Source organism: Collinsella aerofaciens (assembly GCF_040910185.1).
Lineage (GTDB): Bacteria > Actinomycetota > Coriobacteriia > Coriobacteriales > Coriobacteriaceae > Collinsella > Collinsella aerofaciens_BF.
In genome coordinates this window covers 117,808-143,900 of record NZ_JBDGBA010000002.1, presented here as the reverse complement: position 1 = coordinate 143,900, position 26,093 = coordinate 117,808, and the positions used below count along the sequence as shown (strand labels likewise).

19 protein-coding genes are annotated in these 26,093 nt (G+C 62.6%); 6 read left to right on the top strand and 13 right to left on the bottom strand.

The window, feature by feature from the left end; all coding sequences use genetic code 11:
• Positions 1-57 precede the first annotated feature (57 nt).
• From AB5Z54_RS01855 to trhA, 5 genes are all read right to left on the bottom strand, one after another.
• On the bottom strand, positions 58-813 hold the full coding sequence (locus AB5Z54_RS01855) for a PRC-barrel domain-containing protein (protein ID WP_117848356.1): 756 nt from the start codon (positions 811-813) through the stop codon (positions 58-60).
• A complete protein-coding gene (locus tag AB5Z54_RS01850) occupies positions 813-1,202 on the bottom strand; it encodes a YtxH domain-containing protein (RefSeq protein ID WP_035136593.1) in 390 nt (129 codons plus the stop codon). Before AB5Z54_RS01850 ends, AB5Z54_RS01855 begins: the two co-directional genes overlap by 1 nt.
• A gap of 136 nt (positions 1,203-1,338) precedes the next feature.
• The gene (locus AB5Z54_RS01845) at positions 1,339-2,172 is read right to left on the bottom strand and encodes a cyanophycin synthetase family protein (RefSeq protein WP_368159906.1); all 834 of its coding nucleotides are present in this window, start codon (positions 2,170-2,172) and stop codon (positions 1,339-1,341) included.
• Between the two features lie 24 nt (positions 2,173-2,196).
• Complete coding sequence (locus AB5Z54_RS01840) at positions 2,197-3,570, bottom strand: hemolysin family protein (protein ID WP_006235739.1); 1,374 nt, start codon at positions 3,568-3,570, stop codon at positions 2,197-2,199.
• Between the two features lie 110 nt (positions 3,571-3,680).
• Positions 3,681-4,364 carry a PAQR family membrane homeostasis protein TrhA gene (gene trhA, locus AB5Z54_RS01835; protein ID WP_172676303.1) on the bottom strand — a complete coding sequence of 228 codons (684 nt, stop codon included), beginning with the start codon at positions 4,362-4,364 and terminating at the stop codon, positions 3,681-3,683.
• 186 nt (positions 4,365-4,550) lie between these two features.
• On the opposite strand from trhA, the gene AB5Z54_RS01830 reads away from it, so the two are divergent.
• Complete coding sequence (locus tag AB5Z54_RS01830; RefSeq protein ID WP_368159904.1) at positions 4,551-5,516, top strand: alpha/beta hydrolase; 966 nt, start codon at positions 4,551-4,553, stop codon at positions 5,514-5,516.
• 164 nt (positions 5,517-5,680) lie between these two features.
• Here the strand turns inward: AB5Z54_RS01830 and AB5Z54_RS01825 are convergent, their stop codons facing one another.
• The 7 genes from AB5Z54_RS01825 to AB5Z54_RS01795 form a co-directional block, all read right to left on the bottom strand.
• Positions 5,681-6,886: a DUF362 domain-containing protein gene (locus tag AB5Z54_RS01825; protein ID WP_368159901.1), complete on the bottom strand. Its 1,206-nt coding sequence runs from the start codon at positions 6,884-6,886 to the stop codon at positions 5,681-5,683.
• Between the two features lie 203 nt (positions 6,887-7,089).
• Positions 7,090-8,655 (bottom strand): ABC transporter permease, encoded by a 1,566-nt coding sequence (locus tag AB5Z54_RS01820; protein ID WP_368159899.1) that lies wholly within the window; start codon positions 8,653-8,655, stop codon positions 7,090-7,092.
• A complete protein-coding gene (locus AB5Z54_RS01815) occupies positions 8,652-9,758 on the bottom strand; it encodes an ABC transporter permease (RefSeq protein WP_368159897.1) in 1,107 nt (368 codons plus the stop codon). The genes AB5Z54_RS01820 and AB5Z54_RS01815 overlap by 4 nt, the downstream gene beginning before the upstream one ends.
• An 8-nt stretch (positions 9,759-9,766) precedes the next feature.
• The gene (locus AB5Z54_RS01810) at positions 9,767-10,357 is read right to left on the bottom strand and encodes an ABC transporter ATP-binding protein (protein WP_368159894.1); all 591 of its coding nucleotides are present in this window, start codon (positions 10,355-10,357) and stop codon (positions 9,767-9,769) included.
• A 391-nt stretch (positions 10,358-10,748) separates the two neighbouring features.
• Positions 10,749-11,954 carry an ABC transporter permease gene (locus AB5Z54_RS01805; protein ID WP_368159891.1) on the bottom strand — a complete coding sequence of 402 codons (1,206 nt, stop codon included), beginning with the start codon at positions 11,952-11,954 and terminating at the stop codon, positions 10,749-10,751.
• Positions 11,941-13,128, bottom strand: coding sequence for an ABC transporter permease (locus AB5Z54_RS01800; protein ID WP_368159889.1), 1,188 nt, complete (start codon positions 13,126-13,128; stop codon positions 11,941-11,943). The genes AB5Z54_RS01805 and AB5Z54_RS01800 overlap by 14 nt, the downstream gene beginning before the upstream one ends.
• Positions 13,129-13,137: 9 nt before the next feature.
• On the bottom strand, positions 13,138-14,076 hold the full coding sequence (locus AB5Z54_RS01795) for an ABC transporter ATP-binding protein (RefSeq protein ID WP_368159886.1): 939 nt from the start codon (positions 14,074-14,076) through the stop codon (positions 13,138-13,140).
• A gap of 197 nt (positions 14,077-14,273) precedes the next feature.
• On the opposite strand from AB5Z54_RS01795, the gene AB5Z54_RS01790 reads away from it, so the two are divergent.
• The 5 genes from AB5Z54_RS01790 (at position 14,274) to AB5Z54_RS01770 (ending at position 19,315) form a co-directional block, all read left to right on the top strand.
• Positions 14,274-15,419 carry a sensor histidine kinase gene (locus AB5Z54_RS01790; protein ID WP_161144988.1) on the top strand — a complete coding sequence of 382 codons (1,146 nt, stop codon included), beginning with the start codon at positions 14,274-14,276 and terminating at the stop codon, positions 15,417-15,419.
• On the top strand, positions 15,416-16,045 hold the full coding sequence (locus AB5Z54_RS01785; RefSeq protein WP_349127747.1) for a response regulator: 630 nt from the start codon (positions 15,416-15,418) through the stop codon (positions 16,043-16,045). Before AB5Z54_RS01790 ends, AB5Z54_RS01785 begins: the two co-directional genes overlap by 4 nt.
• A 448-nt stretch (positions 16,046-16,493) precedes the next feature.
• Positions 16,494-16,763: an IS110 family transposase gene (locus tag AB5Z54_RS01780; protein WP_368159883.1), complete on the top strand. Its 270-nt coding sequence runs from the start codon at positions 16,494-16,496 to the stop codon at positions 16,761-16,763.
• 124 nt (positions 16,764-16,887) lie between these two features.
• Positions 16,888-17,997: an IS110 family RNA-guided transposase gene (locus tag AB5Z54_RS01775; protein ID WP_161162656.1), complete on the top strand. Its 1,110-nt coding sequence runs from the start codon at positions 16,888-16,890 to the stop codon at positions 17,995-17,997.
• Positions 17,998-18,346: 349 nt separating this feature from the next.
• The gene (locus AB5Z54_RS01770; RefSeq protein WP_368159881.1) at positions 18,347-19,315 is read left to right on the top strand and encodes a transposase; all 969 of its coding nucleotides are present in this window, start codon (positions 18,347-18,349) and stop codon (positions 19,313-19,315) included.
• A gap of 221 nt (positions 19,316-19,536) precedes the next feature.
• Here the strand turns inward: AB5Z54_RS01770 and AB5Z54_RS01765 are convergent, their stop codons facing one another.
• Positions 19,537-25,833 carry a Spy0128 family protein gene (locus tag AB5Z54_RS01765; RefSeq protein WP_368159879.1) on the bottom strand — a complete coding sequence of 2,099 codons (6,297 nt, stop codon included), beginning with the start codon at positions 25,831-25,833 and terminating at the stop codon, positions 19,537-19,539.
• Positions 25,834-26,093: the final 260 nt, after the last annotated feature.

Sequence of the window (26,093 nt, the reverse complement as noted above, 5' to 3'; positions counted from 1 at the left end):
AACACAGCAAGCCGGAGCAACAGGTCTCCGGCTTGCCTCCCATCATTTGGTACGTCGCTATTTTGTAGCTTTTGACGAGCCTCCGCTCGCCTTTTGGTATTCGTCCTTAAAGGCCTTGAACATGCCACGCGTCTTGCCGAGCTGCTTGCCCAGTGCGCGACTGCCCTTGTCCACGGCAACCGATCCCTTGTCGTCGAGCACCTTGGCGCCCTTTTTGACCTTGTCGCCCACCACGACGCTGGCCTCGGCGGCCTTGGCAGCCGCACCGCCCGAATACCCGAGCGACTTGACCTCGTCCGAGACGACCATCGCGCCGTTCTCGTAGCCGCGCAGCATCGTCGGCGGCACCTGCGTGTCACCGACCAAAACACTCGAAGCAGCACCAGCGGTCACATAGAATGCCTGCACGATGCCCGAGCGTGGCTTGAACTCAACGTCCGAGCAATAGCCCACGACGTCGCCCGATTCCGTGCGCACGTCCATACCGACCCAGATGATGCAATCGTCCAAGTTGATGTCGAGGCGCTTAGCGGCGGCGGAATCGTACGTGTCCTTGACGTCATCGACCGCAATGGCGCCCTCGTAGACACCAATGGCGTCGAGCGCTACGAATCGGTCGGGACGCTCGATCATGCCCGCGATATCGGACTGGCGGACCATAAAGCCGACCACGCGCGTACCGCCCGGGGTAAAGACCGGAAAGTGAATCTTTCCGAGCTTTTTAGGGCTGCGCGGTGTGCCGTCCTTTTTGGTGCGCTTGTCCTCGGTAGGCTTGCGATAGATCTTGGCGCCGACAAAATCCCCGGCGCGCATTATGCCTCGGTCGAGGGCTCCGCAGCCTCGGTATCAGCCTCGACGGCGTTCTCGACCACGACGTCGGCGGCAGGCGTCACGTTGCCGCCCGAAATGGCGTCGTTGAGCTGCTCGCGCAGCTGGTCCATGCGCTCGCGGGCCAGGTCGACCTTGGCGCGCAGGTCGTCGGTCTTGGCGTCGACCATCGGGCCAAAGTCATTCACCGCAGCACGGGCCTCCTCGGCGCTGTGCTCGTAGGTGTCGCGCATATTGTCCCAGGCGTCGTTGGCGATATCGGCAGCCATGGCGCGGGTCTCGGCGCCCGAGCGCGGGGCCAGAGCAACGCCGACAATAGCGCCGGCAGCGGCACCAAAAAGTGCGCCGGAGACAAAGCTGAAAGTCTTACCCATGATCATTCCTCTCCTGCGGGCACGTCGGTGCCCACCGTTTGAATGCTGTCCATTATACCCGCAGCGCATCACTTGCCGCTCCGCTCATCTGCGTACGGCAAAAGCGCAGGTACGTGATGGTGATAAACGTGTAGGCCTACTCCTGAGGCATAGCCGGCATGGCCACCGTGGCACCCGGGTCCTCGCCGGCGCCGTCCACGAGCGGCAGGCCGCCCTCATGCGCAGGCCCTGCCGGAACCGTCGCCGCACCGCCAAAGACGGCAGCGGAGGCCTCGTGGTTCTCGGCAACCGCGCCCTCGGTATCAATCGCCACCTGGGGCTCGTCGTCAAAGTTGGGGACGCCCTGGGGCTCGGTGGGAACGGGCTCGGCGGTCGCATCGGCAACGGGCTCGGTGTCGGCCGGCGCATCGCCCTCGTCAGCGCCCTCGTCCTCGGCAGCATCTTCGCCGTTCGCAGCGGCGACGGCCTCGTGAGGATCCTTGCCCTCGGCCTCGGCGCGCATGCCCAGCACCAGGTTGCGCAGGCCCGCGACCGTGCCTTCCACGTCAGGGGCAGGCTGGTCGGCGTGCAGATAGGCCCAGTCCATCATAAAGGTGGCCGAAGACAGCGCACCGATGGCCAGCGCGTCGTCGGGGCACGAAAGCTCAACCTCAAAGACGCGCTCGTCGTGCTCGCTTACGCGCGTGCGGCCGCACGAGATGCTACCGGCAAGACCGGTCTCGTTCATGAGCTCAACCGTCACGTGCTCCAGCAGGTGGCAGAGCTCGGTCTGGCCCATGCAGTCCTGGAACTCGCGACCGGAATCACCCAGGCACAGGTGCTTGGCAATCGCCGGCACCAGGTAATACACGCGCGCCGTGGCCTCGATATCCTCCGAGGTCATGAGCGGCATGCCGGGGTTCACCAGCACATGCGCGCAGATCTTGTCCTCGCTGACGGTGACCTTAAGGATGTTGAACAGGCCTGCCATAACTCTCCCCTACTCTTCCTTGCCCTACTCGTCGCCATCGTGCGGATCCACAGAGCCCGCACCCGACGCCGCCGGCTTCTCTGCCGAAGACTCGGAATCCTTCTTATCGGTTTCGGCCGGAGCGATCACGCGAATGAGCGAGATGCGCTGGCCACGCATCGACTGAACTTTAAACTTGTACCCCGCGACCTCAAACACCTCTCCGATGTCGGGCACCGAGTCGCAAAGCTCCAAAATCCAGCCGGCGATGGTCTCATAATCATCGCTTTCCTCGAGCGGCCAACCAAGCTCAATCGCGTCATCGCACGAAAAACGCCCATCAACGAGCCACTCGCGGCGCGAAAGGCGCGTGAGATACTTGTTGTCGGGGTCGAACTCGTCCTCGATCTCGCCGACGATCTCCTCGACGATATCCTCGATGGTGATAATGCCGGCCGTGCCGCCGTACTCGTCCACGACCACCACGATCTGGTCGTGCGAGGTCTGCATCTCGGACAGTAGCGGCAGGATGTCCTTGGTGTCGGGCACAAAGGTGGCGTCGCGCAAAAAGCCGGCGATGGGCTGGTCACCCTTGCCGTCGAGCGCGGGTTGGATCAGGTCCTTGATGTGCGCAATGCCGGCGACGTTGTCGGGATCCTCGTGATAGACGGGGATGCGGCTGAAGCCGGTCTGGCGCATGGTGGACAGCACGTCGGCGACCGTCTCGTCGTCCTCGCACATGGTGGTGTCCACGCGCGGCACCATGACCTCGCGGGCAACGGTATCGCCCAAGTCAAAGATCTCGTGGATCATACGCTTTTCCTCGTCGAGCAGGTCGTCCTGCTCCGAGACCATGTACTTGATCTCTTCTTCCGAGACGTTTTGGCGGTCGTCGGCGCTCTTGATGCGCAGGATGCGGGCCAGGCCATCGGAGCAGGCGCCGGTCAGCCACACGAGCGGACGGGCGATCTTTTGGAAAAACGACAACGGTCCCACGACCTGCTTGGACACGCCCTCGGCATTGGCCAGGCCGATGCGCTTGGGGACGAGCTCGCCGATCACGATGGACACGAAGGCGACCGCGACGGTGATGATGACCGGCGCCAGGCCGCGCGCGATGGCGGAGAGCGGCGCGATGCCAAAGCTCATGAGCCACGTGGCGAGCGGGTCGGACAGACTCGTCGAGGCGACGGCGGACGAGGCGAAGCCCACGAGCGTAATGGCAACCTGGATGGTGGCGAGCAGCTGGTCGGAGTCGGCAGCCAGCTTAATGGCACGCTCGGCGCGCTTGTCGCCTTCCTCGGCCTCGTGCTCCAACACGGCGCGCTTGGCCGTGGTGAGCGCCATCTCGGACATAGAGAAGTAGCCGTTGATGAGGGTCAAAACGAGGGTGGTGATAAGGGAGATGGTTATGTCCATCGGGAGTTTCTCGAACCTCCAAGATTCGGGACGTCAGGTTAAAACGTTGATGGCGGATACGGCAATTGCACCGGCGCCCAAACGAGAACGCGGGCGCGCAGGCGTGGTCGCTAGATTACGAAGAGGATCACCGCCATGAACTGGAAGATGCTGCCGGCGAGCACCCACAGGTGAAACACGCTGTGCAGATAGCGCACGTTTTTGGCGATATAGAACGGCACGCCCGCGGTGTAGCACACGCCGCCGACGGCGAGCAGGGCAAGTGCCACGGGGTTGAGCAGCGCAACAAGTTCGGGCAGCTTAAAGACAACGAGCCAGCCCATCAGCAGGTAGACCAGGCCGCTTACCCAATGCGGCTGGCGCTCGCGTAGGAAGCACTCGAGGGCGATGCCGATGATGGCGATGGCCCATACGGCAAAGAACAGCACAGCGCCGCCGTCGTTTGCGAGCGTGATGAGGCAAAACGGCGTATAGCTGCCGGCTATGAGCAGGTAGATGCAGCTGTGGTCGATGATGCGAAACACGCGCTTGGCGCGCGCGGGCTGAATCGCGTGGTAGAGCGTGGAGGCTAGGTATTCGAGGATAATGCTGACACCATAGACAATCGCCGCGGCCATATGGGCCGGGCCTCCGCCGCGCAGGGCGGCGAATACGATCAGGAGCACCAGGCCCGCGATACCCAGCAGGCAGCCGACACCATGGGTGACGGAGTTCATGATCTCCTCGCCCACTGTGTAGTGTGGAACGGCCGCGGTCTTGGGTCGCGGCTTAGAACTGTCGCTCGAATCGGACATGCCGGTTACATCCTCCAACGTAAAGAGTTCTCAACACTATATCAAAGCGTCTAGGTACGTGCGAAATTTGCACCATACGTGACTCTTTGTTTACCCATTCTTTGCCTGTTGACGCATCAACGGCGAACGTCCATAATGCGCTTGCATTAAATGTTGATGTATTAACATCTTATAGGAGAATACCGCATGGCTCAAAACGCACGTTCCCATCGAAAGCTCAAGATAGCCGGCATCGTTGCACTGGTGGTTGTCGTTGCGCTGCTCGGATTTGCCGGCAACTTTTTGTTTGACTTCGCGCTGAATCCCCGCGCGCCATACACCATGAAGATGATGCAGGATAGCAAGAACGACAAAGAAGGTGAGCAGCCGGATGCCGAGGATACCGAGGCGCGGGCATGGTTTAAAGAGAATCGCGAGAGCAGCAACCTCACCGCGGACGACGGGACCGAGCTTGCCGCCTGGTATTTTGCTGCGTCGGAGAGCGCACACGACTACGCCGTCTGCCTGCATGGATATACCAACGAGCCCATCGGCATGGCTCGATACGTCAAGCGATTCCACGACCGCGGCATGAACGTACTCGCACCCGCCGCCCGCGCCCACGAGCGCTCCGGCGGCGACTATATCGGCATGGGCTGGCCCGAGCGCCTCGATGTCGTTGCATGGATTGGACGGATCGTTGCAGCCGACCCCGAGGCGCGCATTCTTGTCTTTGGCGAGTCGATGGGTGCGGCAACCGCCATGAACGTCGCGGGGGAATCTCTGCCCGCAAACGTGAAGTGCATTATCGAGGACTGCGGCTATACGAGTGTTTGGGACGAGTTTTCTCTGCAGCTCAAGGACGTGTTCGGCCTGCCCAGCTTTCCCTTGCTCGATGTAGCAAACTTGGTGTGCAACGTGCGCGCGGGCTACGACTTTCATAAGGCGAGCAGTGTGGAGCAACTCAAACACGCGACGGTTCCCATGCTGTTTATCCACGGCGACCAGGACACCTTTGTGCCGTACGACATGCTCGACCAAAACTACGACGCATGCGCCAGCAAGGTCAAGCAAAAGCTCACCATCCATGGTGCCACCCACGCCAAGAGCGCGCAGGTCGACCCCGAGCTCTACTGGAATACGGTCGACAACTTCCTCGACGAGTATTTTTAGGCAAAAAGCAACGTCTGGGGTTTTGTTTCCAAAAAACGGTTTGTGGTCGGCGGGATTCGATTTTTCGCCGCACTTCCAAAAAGCCGCCCGTGAGCGCTGTGCTCACGGGCGGCTTTTGCTCAACTAACGCTACAAAGGCGCTTATTTTGTCCAATAGCTAGGCGCTACTTGACCTCGATGAGCTCATACTCGCTCGTGCCCAGGCCAATCTTCTCGGCGTGCGCGATGCACACGCGCCAGTCGGTGTCGGGATGCGTGATGCAGAAGGGATCCTTGGCCTGCTCGCCCTCCAGATGCTCGTGGTTGTGCTCCATCTTGGCCGCGCTATCGGTGAGCTCGGTGTTGGGCAGCGGCTCGGATGCCATGACGGCATCGGCGCAGGCCTGGTCAATGGCGACCGGGTCGAAGCTCGCGAACATGCCGATATCGTTGACGATAGGCGTATCGTTTTCGGGATGGCAATCGCAGTTGGGGCTGATATCCATGGCAAGCGAGATGTGAAAGCTCGGGCGGCCGTCGACGACGGCCTTGGTGTACTCGGCGATCTTGCAGTTGAGCACGTCGGCCGCGGCCTCATAGCCGGGCTTGATGCAATCCTGGTTGCACACGCCGATGCAGCGGCCGCAGCCCACGCAGCGATCGTGGTCGATAGCGGCCACGTGCACCGTGCGAGTAGCGCCGCCGGCAAGCTCGCGCTCGCGGGTGCCATCGAACGAGATAGCGTTGTGCGCGCAGATCTTTTCGCAGGCATGGCAGCCAACGCAGTGCTCGGTCGCGACGTTCGGCTTGCCGGCGGCATGCTGCTCCATCTTGCCGGCACGGCTGCCGCCTCCCATGCCCAGGTTCTTCATGGCACCGCCAAAGCCGGCCTGCTCATGACCCTTAAAGTGGGTGAGGCTGATCACGATATCGGCATCCATGAGCGCCTGACCGATCTTGGCCTCGCGCACGTACTCGCCACCCTCGACCGGGACGAGCGCCTCGTCGGTACCTTTGAGGCCGTCGGCGATGATGATCTGGCAACCCGTGGCATACGGGGTAAAGCCGTTCTGGTAGGCGGTATCGATGTGCTCGAGCGCGTTTTTGCGGCTACCGACGTAGAGCGTGTTGCAGTCGGTGAGGAAGGGCTTGCCGCCCAGCTCCTTCACGACGTCTGCGACGGCGCGGGCGTAGTTGGGGCGCAAAAAGCTCAGGTTGCCCAGCTCGCCAAAGTGAATCTTGATGGCGACAAACTTGTTCTCGAAGTCGATCTGCTCAATGCCGGCGCGGCGAATGAGGCGCTTAAGTTTGTCGAGCTGGCTCTCGCGAGCATGCGTGCGCAGGTTGGTGAAGTACACCTTTGCCGGTGCTGCGGGTGCGGTTGCGGTCATAGATCTATCCCCTCGGTCTATATGGCGTTACAGACATAGAGGATGGTACCCGGTGAAGTGGGGTTGAAGTCAAGCACGGCCACTCATTGGGGACAGACTTAAATGAGTGCCGTCAGGGACAGTCCCTGCCAGCCCGGCCGACGAGCCGGCAATCCGACAAAGACTGTCCCCGATGACTAGTCGTTTAAGAACGTCCCCAATTGCTACTCTTGCACCTTGAGGGCTTCGGCCAGGCCGACGCGCTTGATAGAGCGCGTGTGTAGCAGCGCCACGACCAGGTAGGTCGCAAAGCCAATGCCGACGCATGCAGCCATGGACCAAGCGGGCACGTAGATCTCGATATTGCCGTTGTAGGCGAGCAGCATCGAGCGGAAGATGGCCGTGAGCGAGCCAATAATGACCGGCAGGCTCAGCACGAGCGACGCCGCCACGCACAGCGTGATCGAGCGGATGTACAGATGCGAGATCTCACTATCGCGATAGCCAAAGACTTTCATGTAGCTGATCGAACGGGCGCTGTGGTCGATCACCGCTTTGGTCAGCAGGTACATAAACAGCAGGAAGATAAACACCGCGAGCCCGATCATCATTCCGATCATTTTGCTCATCATGCCGATGAACTGGTCGCCCACGGCGCGCATGTCGTCGGGCGTGGTGTCACCGGCAAAGTAACGAGCATCGAGGTCGAGCTTCTCGTTGCTCACATAGCCGTTAAAGTAGGCGGCATCGTTGTCGAACAGCTCGTTAAAGTCATCGATGCTCATATAGATGTTCATGTCCGACTTGGAGCCCCAGGCACAGTCCTTGCCCGCGTACTCAAAGGAATAATGCTCGCCCTCGTACTTGTCGCTGAGCGTGACCTTCTGGCCCTCGCTCCAGCCAAACTTATCGAGCAGACCGCCGCCAAAGACGACGCGGCCATCGCCGATGTTGAGGCCCTTCCAGTAGCGCGAATCGGACGAGATGCCGTAGACAGAAATCGTCTCCTCGCCATTACCGTCGCCACGGTCGTACTGCAGCTGGTAAACGGCATATTTCTCGGCCTGCGCGATTGCGCCCGCGCCGTTGTCGGTCGTATTGACCGGGTGGATATCGTCGTTGTCAGTGTCGATCTTAGAGGCCTTGTCGATCAGGTCGATAGCCTCGTCGCGGTCGCAGCCAAGGGCATCGGCAAGATCGTCAAGGCGCGCGTAGAGCGCATCCTTCTTGTCCTGGACCTTGGCAAGCGCATCCTGCGCTGCGGTCAGGCTCTCGGCAGACGGAGATGCGGTCGCGGCATCGGCTGCCGTCTGCGCCGCATCGGCCGCGCCGTCAAGCTCGTCATCGGCATCCTGGGCGGCAGAAAGCAGCGCGCCGTCAACCGACTGCAAGCGCTCGAGTGCCGACCACTGCTCGCGCTCCTCGGTAGTGCCCTCGAGCTCCAGCGGCGCCTTGAGTGTGTACTGATGCTCGGCGACCAGGCTCGTCTCGAGGTTGTCCGCATAGTGCGTCATCGTGGGCAGGATCGCCAGACCAAAGAGCAAAAGCAGCGACCCAAACGCGATGCCCACGAAGAGCGTGGCGAAGTTGCCCAGGTTGCGCAGGAAGACGCGCAGGCGGAAGCGGGAGACAAAGCCCATGCGTTCCGGCAGCTGCAGACCGCGCTTGGTACCCGACTTGCCACTCGCCTCGTGACGAAGGAACTGCAGCGGCGTCTTGCCCATTTTGCGGAGCAGACCCACCAGCGTGATAAGGATGAGCGCGGCGGCGGGGACCACGGCGCACTTCACACAAAGATCCCCCAACTCCAGTACACCTGGAAGGGCGGCAGACTGTACGAGCCGTAGTAGAGACCGCGCATGGGCTCGGTAAAGAACGCAACGCCGAGCGCGGTGCCCAAAAGTGCCGCGAGCACGCCCACGATGGCAGGAAGTGCCAGGTAGTGCAGCACGATCTCGCGACGGCGATAGCCGCTGGCGAGCAGCGTGCCGATAATGGCGCTCTCCTCCTCGATGGTGGCGTCGGTGAGCACCACAAAGACAAACGCCATGATCACGATGATAATGTTGAGCAACGTCATCCACATCATGGAGTCGCCGTCCACGTCGTCGCGCGCATAGCCAATGCCCTGGTTGGAATCGGCATCGATCAGATCGTCCACGCGCGCATCGGCGTCGGTCAGCGCCTCGACCATATCCTGCTCCGCATCAATGCGGTCCGCGGTGGAGAGGTCACGGTCGTTAAAGGTAAAGGAGTACGTATAGGCGGGCGCGCCGCCGGCATCCTCGAGCGCGGCAAAACCGGCGTCGGTGACCTCGGCGACACCATACGTGATGGTGTTCACCGTAAAGTCCGAATTGTCGAGGAACAACGCCTGGCTATCGGGCTGCGTCATGATGCCGCAGATGGTGTAGGTGCGCCCCTCGAGCTCGACCCTATCGCCGATGGCGAGGTCGTTATTGGTGGCAAAGACGCGGTCGATAGCCACCTCGTTGTCCGCCTTTGGCTGCTTGCCTTCGCAGTAGGACGCAATGTCGACCTTGGTGCGATGCGCGTAGGTGCGCAGGGTGCGCTTGGTGCCGTCGTCGCCAGCCGCCTTTTTGATGATGGCGTCGATAGAGAAGTTCTTGTAGAACGTAACGCCGCCGACGTCCTCAGCCGCGTCTTCGGCAGCCTTGAGCTGATCTTTGGTGGCCTCGAAGGAGGTAGTCACGCGGCCGTCCTCGATCGTGTATGCATCGCGCATGTCGTCAATGAGGCAGCCGATGGAATGCGCCGCGAGCAAAAAGCCCGACGTGAGGGCGATGCTTCCGCACATAAGCAAAAAGATGCCCAGGTACTTGCCGATATTGCGGCGCAGCTCGCGCGGGAGACGTTTTGCGAGAGGTGTCATGGCGCCGCCTACCAATCGAGCTCGGCGGCCGCGACGGGTGACTCGTTGAGCTCATCCTCGACGATGCGCCCGTCGCGCAGGCGCAGCACGCGATTGGCCATGCGCGCGATGGCCGCATTGTGGGTGACAATGATGATGGTGCAGCCGTAGGTGCGGTTGACATCCTCCATGAGCCGCAAGATTTCCTTGGATGTCTTGTAGTCGAGCGCGCCCGTGGGCTCATCGCACAGCAGCAGGCCCGGATTTTTGACGAGCGCACGGCCGATGGCGCAGCGCTGCTGCTGGCCGCCTGAGACCTGGCGCGGAAACTTGTTGCGGTGCTCGTAGAGGCCCAGCGAACGCAGCAGATCGTCGACGTCGAGCGGTTTTTTGGACAGGTGCGCCGTGACCTCAATGTTTTCCTTGATGGTAAGGTCGGGCACCAGGTTGTAGAACTGGAAGACAAAGCCCAGCTCGCGGCGGCGGTACTCGCCCAGATCGGCAGGCTTGAGCACGGTGAGATCGCAGCCGTCCACCATGATGGAGCCGCCGTCGGCATCCTCCAGGCCGCCGATCAGGTTGAGAAAGGTCGACTTGCCCGAGCCCGAGGGCCCCAGCATGACGCAGATCTCGCCGCGGTTGATGGACGTGTCGATGCCATCGAGTACCGTCAGGCGCGCATCACCGTCGCCATAGTGTTTCTTGAGCCCTTTGACCTGGACATACGCTGCTTTGTCGCCATGCTATCCCCCGTTGTTAGCCTTCTGCTACTTTTCTAGGCTAATAGTAAACCCAGGCGAACTATTTTTAAGCGACAGGCGCGATTTTTTCCAAACCAGTCATTGGGTACTCATTGGGGACAGACTTAAATGACTGAAACCACTCATTTAAGTCTGTCCCCAATGAGTACCGCCAGGGACAGTCCTTGCCAGCCCGGCCGGCGAGCCGGCGAGTCGGCAAAGACTGTCCCCAGCGACCAGTCGTTTAAGAACGTCCCCAATGACTAGGTGGCTAGGCGTGGGATTTGTTGTGCGCGAGGGCTAGGCCTACGGCGGCGATGGCCGCGGCAAAGAGCACCGTGACGCCCAGATCGCAGGCGATGTCGCCCAGCACGGTGGACGTCAGGTCCGCAGCGAGCGCCTTGCCGATCGCGTCGTTCACCCAATACGTCGGCACAAAGTGCGCCACCGTCTGCACGGCCGAGCCCATGAGCGACAGCGGCATCCAGGCGCCGCGCAAAAACGTCATGAGCATGCCGAGCAGGTTGCCCACACCGTTGAGCAGCTCCTCGCGCGCGCTCAGGCTCGACAGCGTAAAGCCAACGGCCAGCGGCGTGCACGCCAGGGCAAACGTTGCCGCCAGCGCCAGGCACACACGACCCACGCCGACCTCGGCAACCGCACCGGCAAAGCCCACGACGCCCATCATGCTCGACACGAGCCAGATGCAGACGGTGAGCACCGCGGCAGCCGCGAACACGGCAAGTGAACGCTGGCGCTCGGAGATTGGGCCGGCATCCATACGACGCACGCGCTCGGGCTCGTTCATGCTCGAGAACACCAACCCCACCGATACGATGACCGACGAGATAATCGCGTACGCGCCAAAGTTGAAATACGACTCGAGCGTGGCGGCAGCCGTCGAGTCGACCTTGACCTGCTCGATCTCGACCTTGGCGCGCTTCGCGGCCGCATGTTCAGCGGCCTTGGCAACGTCGCCGTTAGAAGCAGCGGGCTCAAGCGCCGCCGCAGCACCCGCGAGCGAGATCCAGCGCGAGGCCTCGGCAGACGAAAGCGCCGCCGCCATGGTGCCGGCACCGTAGGTCACATCGAGCTTGGGCAGGGACTCCCCCACGCGGGCGGCTGCAACGAGGTCGTCCTCAAACCCCTCCGGGATAAAGAGCACGCAGTCGGCGCTGCCCTTGGCGCTATTGCTCTTGGAGAGCGCGTCCGCAAGGTCGTACGTGTCGTCGCCAACACCCGTGACCAGGTCAAAGCGCGAGCCCAAGTGCTTGGTGAGCGCACGCGAAAGATCGCTGCCGTCGCGGTCGACCACAATCACATTGGCGTCGTAGGGCTTGTACTCGGTGAGCTGCGACGAGTTCCAGCTCACCGAGGCTGCGATGAATACGCCCATGAGCGATATGAACACCGTATAGATGAGCAGGTAGAACGGATGCGCGAGCGCCATGCGCAGCGCAGTCTTAAAGGTGTTCATAGCGGCTCCTTCCAAAAATCAGCGTGGCAGCGGCAACAAACACCAGCGTCATGAGGACCAGCGCGCCCGCACGGATGACAAAGGGACCCAGGTCCTCAAAGAAATATAGGCGGCTGAACATGTCGCAGATGAGCTTGACAGGGTTGAGCCAGCACTCGGCCGGGCAGGCGCGGGCGACGTCGTCGGCAAGTGCCATCGCCGGCTCGCCGTAAAGCCCGGCGAACAGGGCGCACGTGGTAGCGAAACCCGTGAGGATGCCCGACTTGGATGCCTTGCCACCCTTAACGGGAAGCGTGCCCACAAAGAGTCCCAAGCCCGTGGCGGCAAGCGCGGAGGCGGCGCCGCCCACCAAACACAGTCCCTCACGCCCGCCAAAGTCGACGCCCACGACCAGGCGCACGTAGCCGATCGCGATCGTCATCGAGGCGAAGGAGACCAGCCACGAGCCGACAAAGATGCCAGCCAGCGACGCCGTCTTGGAAAGACCGCCCACGCAGCGACGCGCGCCGAGGCCCGACAGATTGGGCTGCAGATCGACAACGCTCAAAGCAGCAAACTCGGCAGACATCATCGCCACCAGGCCAAAGAGCGCGTAATAGTAGATGACCGTGCCATCGGGTGTGCTGCGTGTCAGGCTTACGCGGCGGGTGCCGCCCTCGAGCGACAGGGCGCGTGCAATCGCCTCCGGGTCGGCGAGTGCCGCCGGGTTGTCCTGGGCAATCTGGGACATGAGCTCGGCATTTTGCGTATACGAGCTTGCCACCGTCTCCAGGATGCTGCGATCGGTGAGCACCGACGACGCACGCGAGCTGTCGTAGCTCGATAGCAGCGTGAGTTCGGGCGTGCCCGCGTCGTCGACCGTATAGATGCCCGCGACCTCACCGGCCTTGAGCGCACGGTTCGCATCGGCTGCGTCGTCGAGCTCGTGGATCTCGAGCAGCTGATCGTCGCCTTCCTTGGCAAGCGACGTCGCCACGCCCTTAAAGGTCGAAGCGTCCCAAGCCTCGTCCGCCACGACGGCAACCGGCACCGGGTCGATCTTGCCGTCGGAGCTGAGATTCGCAAACATAAACATGAACATCGTGGAAAGCGCGATGGGAAAGAGAGCGCCCCAAACCCACGTGCTCGGCCGGCGCAGCAGCGTCTTGACCGTAATGATAATGGTGTTGAACATGGCCGCCCCCTAGTCGCGCAGCTCGCGGCCGGTGATCTCGAGGAACACGTCGTTGAGGGTCGGTGGTTCGCTCCACACGCGGCCGAGCGCAACGTCGGCAGCGCGCAGCGTGTCGAGGATGTCCACCAGGTTGTGCGGGCTCGCCTCGCAGGTGCAGACGAGCTCGCCGCCGGACAACTCAACCGAAAGCACGTGCTCGAGGGCGCGCAGCCGCTCGACCGTGGCGGCCTCGACGGCGCCCACCTCGACGGTCACACGCTCGCCCATCTGAATCATGCGCTTGAGCTCGTCGTTGGTGCCCTGCGCCAGCACGCGGCCGCCGTCCATGATCATGATGCGGCTGCAGATTTGCTCGACTTCCTCCATGTAATGGCTGGTATACACCACCGTGGCGCCTTCATCGCGCAGACGGCAGATGCCCTCCAGGATGGCGTTGCGGCTCTGCGGGTCGACCGCCACCGTGGGCTCGTCAAAAAAGATGAGCTCGGGTTTGTGCGCGATGCCGCAGGCAATGTTGAGGCGACGCGCCAGGCCGCCCGAAAGCTTACCGGGGCGAAACTTGGTAAAGTCGCCCAGCCCGACAAAGTCGATGGCCTCGTCGACCAGTGCGCGGCGACGCTTTCGATCGTTGACGTAAAGGCTGCAGAAATAGTCGATGTTCTCGCGCACGGTGAGCTCGTCGAATACCGCCACCCGCTGCGGCACCACGCCGATGCGGCGCTTGAGGTCGTAGCGGGTGGGCGTCATGGGCTCGCCGAACAGCTCGATGGTGCCTTTGTCGTAGGCGAGCAGCTGCAGAATGCAGTTGATGGACGTGGTCTTGCCCGAGCCGTTGGGGCCCAGCAGGCCAAAGATCTCGCCGGGGGCGATGCTCAGGCTAAAGTGGTCGAGCGCGATAAGGTCGTCATAGCGCTTGACGAGGTTTTCGACGTGGACGATGTCTGTCATGAGGCGGCCCTCCTGTTGATTGCGGCCCGGTACGATTGCATCATCGCAGGAGCGGGCGGCGCGCACCAGTGAGCTTTGTCACGAGTGCGGAGCTTGGTCGCACGACCTGCCGATGCCCCCGCTTTGCCGCGTGGGAGGAATGTCACGGTTGCGCAGGCGGTCCCTCCACCACGCGCGGCTTCGCGTACAATACCCGTATGAACAGGCTTTTCGACAAATCGATCGTGCTGGCGTGCTGTATTGCGGCCGCCATGGGTCTTGCTGTGGACGCTCGCCTGGTCGCGGCGTTTTGCCTTGGCGTTATTGCCACCTCGCTGGCCGAGGTCGTACAGGGAAACCGCGCCCGCCGTGTGAGCGAGGCCGCGAGCTACGCCTGCATCATCGCGGCTGTCTTCGTGCCGCCGTTTGTGCCGTTTGCGCCTCTCGCTCTCTATGACATCGCGCGACGCGTTCGCCGTGAACGAATCTGGCCCGCGCTGGCGATTGGCGCCGTGTTTGTCTGCGCGCTTGTCGCGGACCTTCGTGGTGGCGTGCTCACCACCCGAACGCTGCTGTTAACCGCCATCCTTTCGGTTGCCGCCACCTTGCTATCGCTACGCACCGCCCAGTTGGAGCGCGAGCAGCGGCGCATGCGCCGCACCCGCGACGAGCTGCAGGAACGAGCCCTCGCGCTCGAGGCGCGCAACCGCGATCTTGCCGATCGCCAGGACTACGAAGTCGAGCTCGCGACGCTCGCCGAACGCGCCCGCATCGCGCGCGAGATCCACGATAACGTCGGGCACCAGCTCACGCGCGCCTCACTGCAGGCCGAAGCCCTACGCGTGGTCCACGCCGACGAGCCTGGCGTCGCCGCCGATTTCGCCGACGTTAAACGCACGGTTGACGAGGCGCTCCAGCTTGTGCGCACCAGCGTCCACGCGCTCAACGACAACGCCGTCGACCTTTCCGTGCAGCTCGAACGCATTGTCGAAGGCACACGCTCGGACGGCGGCCCGCAGATTGAGCTTGAAGTTATGGCCGAACATGCGCCCGCAAACGTCGCCAACTGCTTTGCAGCGGTCCTGCGCGAAGCGCTCTCCAATACCATGCGCCACGCTTGCGCCCAGACCGTCACCGTACGGTGCATGGAGCATCCGTCGTTTTACCAGCTCATTGTTACCGACGATGGCGTGGGTGAGGTCCAAGCAAGCGGCCGCGGCACCGCAGAGGGCATGGGGCTCGCCTCCATGCGCGAGCGCATCGAGGCGCTTGGCGGCACCTTCACCGCCGGCCCGCGTGCCGGCGCCGGCGGCTGGCGTGTGTTTGCCACCGTTCCCAAACAGCAAGGAGATGAGGGCCGATGAGGCTCATCGTTGTCGACGACGACCGCTTGGTGGTCGATTCGCTCAAGATTATCTTGGGCGCCCAGCCGCAGATCGAAGTGGTGGGCACCGGTGCCAACGGCAACGATGCGGTGGCGCTCTACGCCGAGCACGCACCCGATATTGCGCTGCTCGACATCCAGATGCCGGGACGCGACGGCCTTTCGGCCGCGCGCGAGATCCTTGAGCACGACCCTGCGGCGCGCGTGGTGTTTCTGACGACGTTCTCGGATGACGAGTACATTGTGTCGGCGCTCAAGCTGGGCGCCCGCGGCTACCTGATCAAGACCGATGTCGCTGCCATTCCGCCGGCGTTGGCGCAGGTCATGGACGGCAAACGCGTGCTCGAGGGCAAGGCGATCGAGGACATCGATTTTGACGGAACGGACGTCGAGGCGGGCACGCCCCGCCGGCCCGCAGCCTTCGCCAGCCTGACCGACCGCGAGTTCGAAGTCGCCGAACTCATCGCCCGCGGCCTCGACAACAAAGAGATCGCCGCCACCGCCTACATGGGCGAAGGCACCGTGCGCAACCACATCAGCTCAATCCTGGCAAAGATGGGCCTGCGCAACCGCACGCAGATCGCTATCGCCTACCTGCGAGGGTAGTTGCCCGAAGACCGACCGTTCCGGCATAGCAAAATGGCTGCTACCGATTTAAGGCCATTTCAAAACTATGCCGGTTTACGGGGCCAAACTCAGGACCCCCATCCATACCCGCGTTTTCTGCAAAATGACGGCTCGTCTACCTGCACTGATAATTGTTCTCGGGGGAAGCGGGCACTGCGGGGCGCGGCAACGGCGCGCGATTTCCGCGTCGCAGCGCTACCCTGATGCTGAATGCCGGGACGATGACCCACTGACCTGCTGACGCCTCTTCGGCCGTCCTCAAATCCGACCTGTCTCGCCCCGGCATCCGCGTCCCGGAGTCCTGCCATGACCTAATAGGAGCATGAGCGCGGACAATCGGACAAGCCAATTGGATTGTAGCGCTCCCGTCAGTGCAATGTCTGGGAGACCCGGGCGCGGAGCAGGCGGCAGACCGAGGGGAGCGAAAATGGAAGGCGAAACGGTCATCGCGGGCGTCGACACGCACAAGGACGTGCATGTCCTGTGCCTGCTCGACGGCCTCGGGAGGAAGATCTGGAGCGGGAGCTTCGGGGCCGACCCCGAGGGCTACGACAGGCTGGCGGAGGCGATAGGCGACCCGGGGAGCTGCATGGTCGTCGGCGTCGAGGGCACGGCATCGTACGGGGCCGGGCTGACGAGGAGGCTCGTGGAGCTCGGGTACAACGTCGTCGAGGTGCTCAGGCCCAAGACGATATGAGAAAGCCATTGGGGTCGCCTCCCCCGCGGCGCAGCTTCTTTCCGCGGGCTCGGGATGCCACAATGGGCTTTGAGTATCGGCCCGTGCGGTAGCCCTTACCGCACCTGCGGGGAGGAGGCTTCCCATGCCCCATGTTACCTCCATCGGCCTGGACGTCCACGCGCGATCGGTCGCCGCCGCGGCGTTCAACCCCTTCACCGGCGAGGTGGTGCACCGTGACTTCGGGACGGACGCCGCCGAGATCGCGGAGTGGGCCCTCGGGTTCGAGGAGCCCAGGGCCTGCTACGAGAGCGGCCCCACCGGCTTCCACATGGCGCGCGAGCTGCGCGCGCTCGGCCTCGACTGCGCCGTGGCAGCCGTCTCCAAGATGCAGAGGCCGGCGGCGGACGCGCGCCGCAAGAACGACCGGCGCGACGCCGAGTTCATCGCCCGCATGCTCGCCACCCACAACATCGTGGAGGTCCCGCTGCCCGATGCGGCCGTCGAGGCCGCCCGGGACCTCGACCGCGCCCTCGACGACGCCACGGCGGAGTACCGCCGCGCCAGGCAGCGCCTCAACATGTTCCTGATCAGGCTGGGCCACGTCTGGGACGAGCGCAACGCCGACGGGGCGAGGAAGGGATCCTGGACGCGCGCCCACTGGAGGTGGATATCCGGGATCAGGCTCGAGGGGCCCCAGCGCGACGTGCTCGAGTACTACGTCACGGCCGCGAGGTGCGCGGAGTCGGACCGCCGGCAGCTCGAGAAGAAGGTGCTCGCCCTCGCCCGGACCGACCGGTGGCGCCCGGCCGTCGAGGCGCTCTCCTGCATCAAGGGAATCGACACCCTGACGGCCTTCAGGCTCGCAGCCGAGGCGGGCTCCTTCACGAGGTTCCGGACGGCCCCGGCCTTCGCGAGCTGGTGCGGGCTGGTCCCGTCGGAGCGCTCGAGCGGCGAGACCGAGCGGCGCGGCGGGATAACCAAGACGGGCAACCGGCTCGCCAGGACGGCACTGGTGGAGTCGGCGTGGCACTACCTGACGTGCACGCCCCGCCCGAAGGCCCCGGCGCCCGGCGCGGACGTCCCCGCGGCGATCCGGGCGCGCGCCGACGACTGCACCGCCAGGCTCTGCCGCCGCCGCGAGGCGCTGGCGGCGGCGGGCAAGAGCTCGTGCAAGGCAAACGCCGCCGTCGCGCGCGAGCTCGCCTGCTGGGTCTGGGAGATCGGGCGCCGGGCGGAGGGGACCCTCGGCTGACCCCGTCGGACAACAAGCCTCCCGCCGGGAGGGCCCGCGCCTCGACGCATCGCCGGCGCGCGTTCACGAGCCCTTTTTGGGCAGCCCAAGGGCCGCGCCCGTGAACAAGACTGGTTTCGGACGAGCGCGCCGGACGGAGAATCGAAATGCGGTGGGGTGCGCGGACATACCGGGCTGACCGCCGGCAGCGCGCCCGCAAGAGCCCGCGGATATTAGCTTGCCAGGCAAGCGTCGACTAAACGTGCAGCGTGCGCGGGCCCTCCCGACGGGAAACGAAAAAGCCCGGTTTAAAACCGGGCTCGAACAAACACGCCTATTGACAATGGCTTTCTCATATTAGAGGGACAAGGTGAGGCCCGGCGAGGGGAAGAGCGACCCGCTGGACGCCGAGCGCGCGGCGCGCAAGGCGGCGTCCGGGAGGGGCTGCTCCGTGCCGAAGTCGCAGGACGGCTGGGTCGAGGCGGTGCGCCAGCTCTACGTCGCGCGCAGGCTGGCCGTCGCGACGTCCACGTCCTGCGTGGCCTGCGCGAAGTCGATGCTCACGACGGCCCCGAGCGCCCTGAGGGAGCGGTTCAGGGGCCGCGAGCGGCCGAAGGACCTCATGCCGCTGCTCGCGCGCGGGAGGAAGGCGGGCGACGCGCTCGAGGAGAGCGTGCTGGCCTCGCTGCGGTCCGTCGCGGCGGTCTGGAAGGAGGCCCGCAGCCAGGTCGAGTCCCTCGACGAGCGCATCCGCGCGCTGCTGGAGGCGAACGCGCCCGCGCTGCTCGGCGTCGAGGGCTGCGGCACCACGACCGCCGCCGCCCTGGTCGTGGCCGCCGGCGACAACCCCGGCAGGCTGAAGGGCGAGGCGGCGTTCTCGATGATGTGCGGCGCCTCCCCGATCCCCGCGTCGAGCGGGAAGACGGACCGGCACAGGCTCAACCGCGGCGGCAACCGGCAGGCGAACTGGGCGCTCTACGAGATCGCGATCAAGCGCATGGCGTACGACGAGAGGACGAGGAGGTACGTGGCGAGGCGGACCTCCGAGGGGAAGTCCCGGCGGGAGGCGGTCCGCTGCCTGAAGCGCTACATAGCGCGGGAGGTGTACCACGTGCTCATGGACCCGAACCCCGACGGCGCCGCGCCGGAAGGCCCCGAGCTCGCGAAGATGCGCAAGGCGATGCGGGTGACTCAGAAGAAAGCCGCCGCGGAGCTCGGCCTGTCCGCAGCCACACTCGGGCACTTGGAACGGGGGAAACGGCGGTCGACGAAACTGGAGAGGAGGTATTACGAGCTCCTGTGCGAATTGGAGAGAACGCTCCCGCAAACTGCCTCTTGACAACTTATAGGAGCGTCGGTTTTGTCTTCGCGTTTTTTTTGGCATGGTTGGGGGTAAGGGGCTAAACGTAGTAGATGGGCCGGTTTCGTGGCGCCCCCGGCACACAAAAGTGCCGCCACGGAGGAGGGAGATGCCTCCGTGGCGGCTGGGGGTAGGAGTAGGTCGGAATTTAGCCCTGCCGGCCGCCCGGGGCCTTTTGGCCCCGGGCGCTGTCGACGTGCCTAGCGCTTACGGATACCCCAGACTAGGGCTCCGACGCCGGCCATGGCGATGACAAATGCCATAAGCAGAGCGGCAGCCTGTTGGTCGCCCGTGGTGGGCAGGAAACCCTTGACCGTCTTGACGATGTTCGTCACGGTCTTGGGCGTGCCGGGGTCGGGCGTCGGCACGGGCGTCTCGGGCTTCTTGTACGTGTTGTTGAACACGATACCCTCGACGCTCTTGTCGCCCTTGGTAAAGGCAACGTTCGCCTTGAGGTTGCCCTCGCCGTCGTCGACCACGTTAACGGTCGCGGTAAAGACGGACTTGTCGTAGGTCATACCGGCCTCGTCACCCTTGACCTCGCTGACGGTGTAGACGTACGTACCGGGCTCGTCGTACTCGAGCTTGTCGAAGTTGATCTTGCCGTCGGCATCGTTGGTAACCGTAGACTCGATGTCCTCGCCAACGAGCTTAAAGCTAAACTCGTCCTTCTTGAGCTCGCGTCCCTCGAGCACCTTAATGGCGCCGATGGAGACCTGCGTGGGCATGGCGTGATACTTGTTGGTAAAGCCAGCCGACTCGGTAGTTCCCTCGAGCTTGTGCGTCGCGGTCAGCGTGCCGTCGCCATTGTCGGAGACGGTGGTCACGACGGTGTAGGTCGTGCCGTCATAGGTAACGCCCTTGTACAGGCCGAGCGCGTTGGGGCAAGCCTCGCGCAGCGTGTACGTGTGCGTGCCGGGCGACTCGTAGCGGATCGGGCTCAGTGCAACGTTGCCGTTGGCGTCGTTGGTGCCGCTGGCGACAACCACGCCGTCCTCGAGCAGCTCAAACGTGAACTCGCCATCTGCAAGGTCGCGTCCGGTCAGACGCTTGACCGTCTTGACCTGATCGGTCACGGAAGAGTCGGTGGGCGCCACGACGTAGGTGTTGGTGAACGTGAAGTCCGCACCGTCGTCGCCTTCGCGCTTGACGCTCAGATGCCCGGCACCGTCGTCAGTCACGGTATAGGAAACCTTGCGCGTAGCGTTGGCGTCGTTGGTCACACCGGGGGCGCTACCGGACTCGGCCACCGTATAGGTAAAGGTGTGCGAGCGCGGAGCGGTGGGGGCCTCGGGCTTGGACTCGTCCTTGGTCTCGTCACCGCTGGCGTCAGCGTCAACCTCGGCCTCGTCGGCGTTGGATTCAGCGTCGCTCGATGCATCGCCAGAAGCATCAGTCGTCACGCCCAGGGCGCGGTTGAGGTCGTCGAGCGTAAAGTGGATCTTGCCAAAGTCCACGTTGCCAGCCGCGTCGTTGGTTGCGGTCGTGCGCTCGGGCATCGGGGCATCCGCCTCATCGGCGGTCACGGCAAAGGTGAACTTGCCCGCGATGTCGGCCGGGGTCAGGCCCTCGGCAGCCTGGAGCTTCTTGGTGCCGGCGAGCGCAGCGTCAACGGCGTCGGCGCCGTAGACGTTCTCGAACACGGGCTCGACGCCACCGTAGTCAGGCTTTGCCGTCAGGGTACCGTCGCCGTTGTCGACGACGATGACCTTAAAGCTAAAGCTCGACTTCGCGGCAGTAATACCCTTTGCTGCGAGCGGGGACGTGTACTCAAACGCCGTGTAGTTGATGGTCCACGCAAGCTTGGCATCCGTGTCGGTGCGGATGGCGCGCTTGGCGTTTACCAGATCGGCGAGCATCTCGGTCGTGTAATGCAGAGCGCCAAAGCTCACCTGGCCGTTAACGTTGGTAACGCACGTACCCTCGATGGCTTCCTTCTCGCCCGCATAGGCGATGCCAAAGTAGAACTCGCCGTCGGCCAGCGGACGACCGGTCAGGGTCTTGGTGGCGACAATCTGCGCAAGCTCGCCGCCCGGGTTATCGGTCGATGCACGGTAGCTGTTGACGAACGGAACCACGGCGCTCTCGACCGTAGCGGCACCAGTCTTGTACTCGGTTACCGGCGTTCCCTTGTCGGGGTTGCCAATAACGGTCGTCGTGGCGCTGAGCGTACCAGCGCCATCGTCGGCGATAGCGATCGTCACGGTGCGCTCGGCGTCGTCGTAGGTGTAACCGGGCTGGCCGTCGTTCTTCTCGGCAACGGTGTATGTAAAGGTCTTGCCCGCGTCAGCCTGCGTAAACTTGACCTCATGGCCAGCCAGGATGTCGATCAGACCAACCGTTGCCTCTGCCGTTGCAGGGGACTTGTACACGTTGGCGCCCTCGTGCAGGCCGAGCGCGATGGCCGAAGCCTCGTCGGCAGGCGTCACGGTAAAGGTGAACTGACCCTCGGTCATGGGACGTCCGGAGAGGGTCTTGCTGAGCTTGAGGCCGCCGGCCGCGGCGTAATCGAGCTCAGAGCGGTACGTGTTGGTGAAGCGGCCGCTTTCCTTCTTGGTGACGTTGGCGGTCAGGACGCCCTTGCCGTTATCAGTCACGGTCACTTCGGCGGTCGCGACATGTCCGTCATACGTCATGCCTGCCGCGCTGCCCGCGTTCTCGCGGATCTCGTACTTGTAGGTTCCAGCAGCCGTGTAGTGGATCTTGCCGAACTTGATGGCTGCGATGCCGTCCTTCGCGTCATTCTTGCTCACGGTCACGGTTGCGGGGTCGGGCAGCGGGGTGCCCTCGGGGGCGGTGATGGTAAAGCTGAACTTGTCGGAGTCCGTCCAGTCGCGACCGTCGATGGCCTTGCTCAGGTCAAAGTCGAGCTCTGCGTCGAGCGGGGTCACGCTGTAAGCGTTCTCGAAAGTTGCAGCCTTGACGTCGTCCTTCAGGACATGCTCGGCCTTGAGGGTGCCGTCGCCGTTGTCCGTGATGGTGGTCTCGATGGTGTACTTGGCGTCGCTGTAGGTGACGCCCTTGCTGGTGGTTCCGCCCTTGGCCTCGCGCAGCGTGTAGGTGTGCTTACCAAGCTTGTCGTAGGCGATCTTGTCCATGGCGATCGTGCCGTCGGCAGCGTTGGTGCCCTTGGCGACAACCTCGTCGCCCTCGACCAGCTCAAAAGAGAACTCGCCGGCAGCAAGCTCACGCCCGGTCAGGACCTTGTTCGCGGTGATCTGGTCGGTGACGCTCGTCTCGACAGGCGTCACGTTATAGGTATTGGTGAACGTAAATGCCACATCGCCGTCCGGCTTGCAGGATACGCTCAGATTGCCCTTGCCGTCATCGGTCACGGTGAAGGAAACCTCGCGCGACAGCTTGGCGTCGTTGGTCACGCCAGCGACCTCGCCGGACTCGGTCACGGTATAGGTAAAGGTGTGCTCGCGCTTCTCGGGCTTCTCGCCCAGAGCCTTGTTAAGGTCGTCGAGCGTAAAGGTAATCTTGCCAAAGTCGACCTTGCCCTTGGCATCATTGGTCACGCTCGCATTCGCGGGCATGGGTGCGCCCTCTTCACCGGTCACGGTAAAGGTGAACTTGCCGGCAATGTCAGCCGGGGTCAAGCCGTCGGCGACCTGCAGGTTCTTGATGCCCGCAAGCGATGCCTCGGCAGCATTCGTGGTGTAGGCGTTCTTGAACTCGATACTCTTGACGTCCTCGGCGCCCTTCAGCTCGTGCGTGGCCACCAGCTGGCCCTTGCCGTTATCGCTGATGGTCGTCACGATGGTGTAGAACGCGTCATCGTAGTCAATACCGCCGGCGTTGCCCTTAACCTCATGCAGCATGTAGGTGTGCCGGCCGATCTCGGTGTACTTGATGGCACTGAACGTCACCTTGCCGTCGGCGGCGTTCTTAACGGTCTCGATAAGATCAGAGTCCTCACCCTTAATCTCGCGCAGCTCAAAGCTGAACTCACCGGCCGTAAGGTCGCGCCCGGTCAGAGACTTGGTCACGTCAATCTTGTCGGTAGCGCTGGACTCAACAGGCTCCGCAGTGTAGGCGTTCTTGAACTCGGTCTCGTCGGCTTCGCTCCAAGTCACCTTCACAGCGGCGCTGAGCTCGCCCCTCTTGTTGGGCGTTGCCGTCACGGTGACCTCCGCGACGTTCTTGCTGTAGGCAATGCCGTCAACCGTGGTCCCGGCGTTCTTTTCGCTGACCCTGTAGACGTACGTGCCAGGCTCGGTGTATTTGATCGTGCCGAAGTCGATAACAGCCTTACCATTGTCGTCCAGATCGTCCTTGGTCACAGACGCGGTCACGGGCGCTGTCGCGGACTCGGGTATCGGGGCACCGTTCTCGGACGTCAGCCCAAACTCAAACGTGTCCCCCTTCGTCCAGTCGCGACCCTCGAGCACCTTGGTCAGGCCAAAGCCGGCCTCGGTTTCTACCGTTGCCGGCGTCATGTTGTACGCAAAGCTAATCTTGCCGTTGTTGCCCAGGTAGGAATTGACATGCGTCGCGGTCGCCTTGGCGGACACGTTGTTCCACTTGGGGTTGAGAACGTCGGTCGCAGTGCCAGTGTTGTTGCCGCCCACGCTGCCCTTGGTAGTGTGGAGCTCGTCGATAAAGGCCAGACGCGCGGTTCCCACGCTAAACGAAAGGTTGCCGTCCTTGTCGGCAACAATAGCGCCGTCAAACTTCGCAGCGTCGCCGCCGATAAACTCGATGACGGCGGTGGCGGGCTTGGCCTCGCCGTTCGAGCCCTGCTCCTCAAACTCATCCTTGTAGTAATAGGTGCCGGTATCTGTCAGCGAATTCTTTGCAGGCTGCGTGCAGCCCTTGTCCGTGTAAATGGGAGTCTGCTTCTGGAAGTAGTAGTAGCGGTTGGTGTCGGCCGGCTCAAAGGTCGCGACCGTATCACCCAACGCACCACCGCTCCACTTGTTCGCGTAGAAACTCACGGTCTTGGTGCCGTCAACGACAGTCGTATTGTTCTCGATGTAGTCCTTGAGTCCCGTGACCTTCTCAGGCGTAAACAGGTTATCGAGGGCGTCCCTCTTCACGCTCGAGGCATACTTCACCTGAATGGGCTTAACGCTGTCGACCGAAAGCTTGCCGTCTACGGTCTTAAAGTGACTCAGCGGAATCAACGACGCAGGAATATTGACCGTTACGATATCGCCCTTCTGGGGATTGTCATCGCCGGCGCGCTGCACGGTAATGAGCAGGTCTTTTGCCTTGCCGGCGAACTCGTAGGTGTCGGTATTGGTCTCTTTGTTGACCGTCTTGCTCGCCTTGGTAAACGGCGTGCCGTTGATGACGACTTCGGCAAATCCGTCGACCTGCATAAAGTCGCCTAGCTCGTCGGTAAACGTGATGTAGCCGGACTTGGTCTCGTCGTAGCCCTTATGGATTTCGGTCGGATAAGGCGGCTCCGATGTGATGGCCTGAGAGATGTCATCGAAGACCTTCTTGAGCTCTTCGGCATTGGTCGCCGACTTATAGTAGTCGGAGTTTTCCGCACGCGTGCCGTGAGCGTTCCATGCCGTGGCATTGGGATAGTTGCTCGAAACGGCCTGCATGAACTTGTTTTCTTGGCTTGTATTCGAATCTTGGATACTGGCGCTGGGGTTCGCACCGTCAAAGATGCCGATGGTATAGACGGCAGCCTCGCTGTCCTTCATATTCTTGGCAGCCGTCACAGCATCGTTGGCGACGCCAGGGTCAAACTTGTCAACTTTCGTTGGCGTGCCGTCGGTAAAGAACACAACAATCTTCTTGGCGTCCGCGCGACCAGAAGTGATGCCCTCGGCCAGTTCTAGACCATAGTCGGCACGCGTGGCGCCGGCAGGCTTAATAGCCTTAATTGTTTTCTTAAGATCAGTCACGCCGGGGCCGGAGCAATCGGTCAGGCCCGACATCACCTGCGAGTAGTTGTAGGTGTAGCCGTCAGCGCGATAGGTATCATTACCGACCTTTTTGGTCGTATCTCCCGAAAACTTAACGATAGCAACCTTATGTTGCCTATCCACGCCCTCGATACCCTCGTTTTGCTTGGCAATAGTATCGATAAAGCTATAGGCAGCGTTCTTCAGAGCTGTAATGCGCTTAGTGTTGTCGGTATCGCCCATAGCGCGATCCATTGAGCCAGAAGCATCCAGCACCATCACGATGTCGAGCGGCGTGGTAACCGTCACGGTTGAATTAGACGTCGAGGACATGGCCGAAAGTGTAGTCAGAAAATCCGACTCTTCGTTTTCCTCGGTTGCCTTGACCGTCTTGTCGGTCCAGATTCGGCCGACGTTTTGGGTCGTTACCTTATTGCCACCGTGGCCTGCCGCCCAGATTTCCCAGCGACCGCTGGTATCGGGGTCGACAACCTTTCCGGCCATTGTCGGTCCGTCCATTCCGGTGCTGGACCTGGCGTTGGCCTCGGGCAGCATGGCAAATGCTGCAGCCGGCAACACCAGCACTACGGCCAGTATCACCGCCAAGAGACCCCTCGTGCACTTACTCATCGCGTCTCCCTTCTCGCGGTCTCAGACCTTGCAACAGCCTAAAGTTACGAAATGAGACACAATTTGGGCAGGTGACACATGTTCCAGATTCGGTTTTTGGCGTGAGACAAATGTCTCACCAAAGTTGAGACACGGCGTTTTCGCAGGAAAACGGGTGCGACTCAAGATGGACGGGGCAAAAGGGCCCGTTTTCCTCCATCCCCGAGGGAGCAGTCGACGACGCTCGCCACGAAATGAGCCTATCTACTACGTTTAGTCCG

Excerpts from the sequence above, each read along its gene's own strand:
- AB5Z54_RS01780 (WP_368159883.1), top strand. The coding sequence starts at position 16,494 with ATGGAAGGCGAAACGGTCATCGCGGGCGTCGACACGCACAAGGACGTG.
- AB5Z54_RS01775 (WP_161162656.1), top strand. The coding sequence starts at position 16,888 with ATGCCCCATGTTACCTCCATCGGCCTGGACGTCCACGCGCGATCGGTC.
- AB5Z54_RS01815 (WP_368159897.1), bottom strand. The coding sequence starts at position 9,758 with ATGACACCTCTCGCAAAACGTCTCCCGCGCGAGCTGCGCCGCAATATC.
- AB5Z54_RS01790 (WP_161144988.1), top strand. The coding sequence starts at position 14,274 with ATGAACAGGCTTTTCGACAAATCGATCGTGCTGGCGTGCTGTATTGCG.
- AB5Z54_RS01800 (WP_368159889.1), bottom strand. The coding sequence starts at position 13,128 with ATGTTCAACACCATTATCATTACGGTCAAGACGCTGCTGCGCCGGCCG.
- AB5Z54_RS01830 (WP_368159904.1), top strand. The coding sequence starts at position 4,551 with ATGGCTCAAAACGCACGTTCCCATCGAAAGCTCAAGATAGCCGGCATC.
- AB5Z54_RS01825 (WP_368159901.1), bottom strand. The coding sequence starts at position 6,886 with ATGACCGCAACCGCACCCGCAGCACCGGCAAAGGTGTACTTCACCAAC.
- trhA (WP_172676303.1), bottom strand. The coding sequence starts at position 4,364 with ATGTCCGATTCGAGCGACAGTTCTAAGCCGCGACCCAAGACCGCGGCC.
- AB5Z54_RS01795 (WP_368159886.1), bottom strand. The coding sequence starts at position 14,076 with ATGACAGACATCGTCCACGTCGAAAACCTCGTCAAGCGCTATGACGAC.
- AB5Z54_RS01845 (WP_368159906.1), bottom strand. The coding sequence starts at position 2,172 with ATGGCAGGCCTGTTCAACATCCTTAAGGTCACCGTCAGCGAGGACAAG.
- AB5Z54_RS01810 (WP_368159894.1), bottom strand. The coding sequence starts at position 10,357 with ATGCTGGGGCCCTCGGGCTCGGGCAAGTCGACCTTTCTCAACCTGATC.
- AB5Z54_RS01855 (WP_117848356.1), bottom strand. The coding sequence starts at position 813 with ATGCGCGCCGGGGATTTTGTCGGCGCCAAGATCTATCGCAAGCCTACC.
- AB5Z54_RS01805 (WP_368159891.1), bottom strand. The coding sequence starts at position 11,954 with ATGAACACCTTTAAGACTGCGCTGCGCATGGCGCTCGCGCATCCGTTC.
- AB5Z54_RS01840 (WP_006235739.1), bottom strand. The coding sequence starts at position 3,570 with ATGGACATAACCATCTCCCTTATCACCACCCTCGTTTTGACCCTCATC.
- AB5Z54_RS01785 (WP_349127747.1), top strand. The coding sequence starts at position 15,416 with ATGAGGCTCATCGTTGTCGACGACGACCGCTTGGTGGTCGATTCGCTC.
- AB5Z54_RS01765 (WP_368159879.1), bottom strand. The coding sequence starts at position 25,833 with ATGAGTAAGTGCACGAGGGGTCTCTTGGCGGTGATACTGGCCGTAGTG.
- AB5Z54_RS01850 (WP_035136593.1), bottom strand. The coding sequence starts at position 1,202 with ATGGGTAAGACTTTCAGCTTTGTCTCCGGCGCACTTTTTGGTGCCGCT.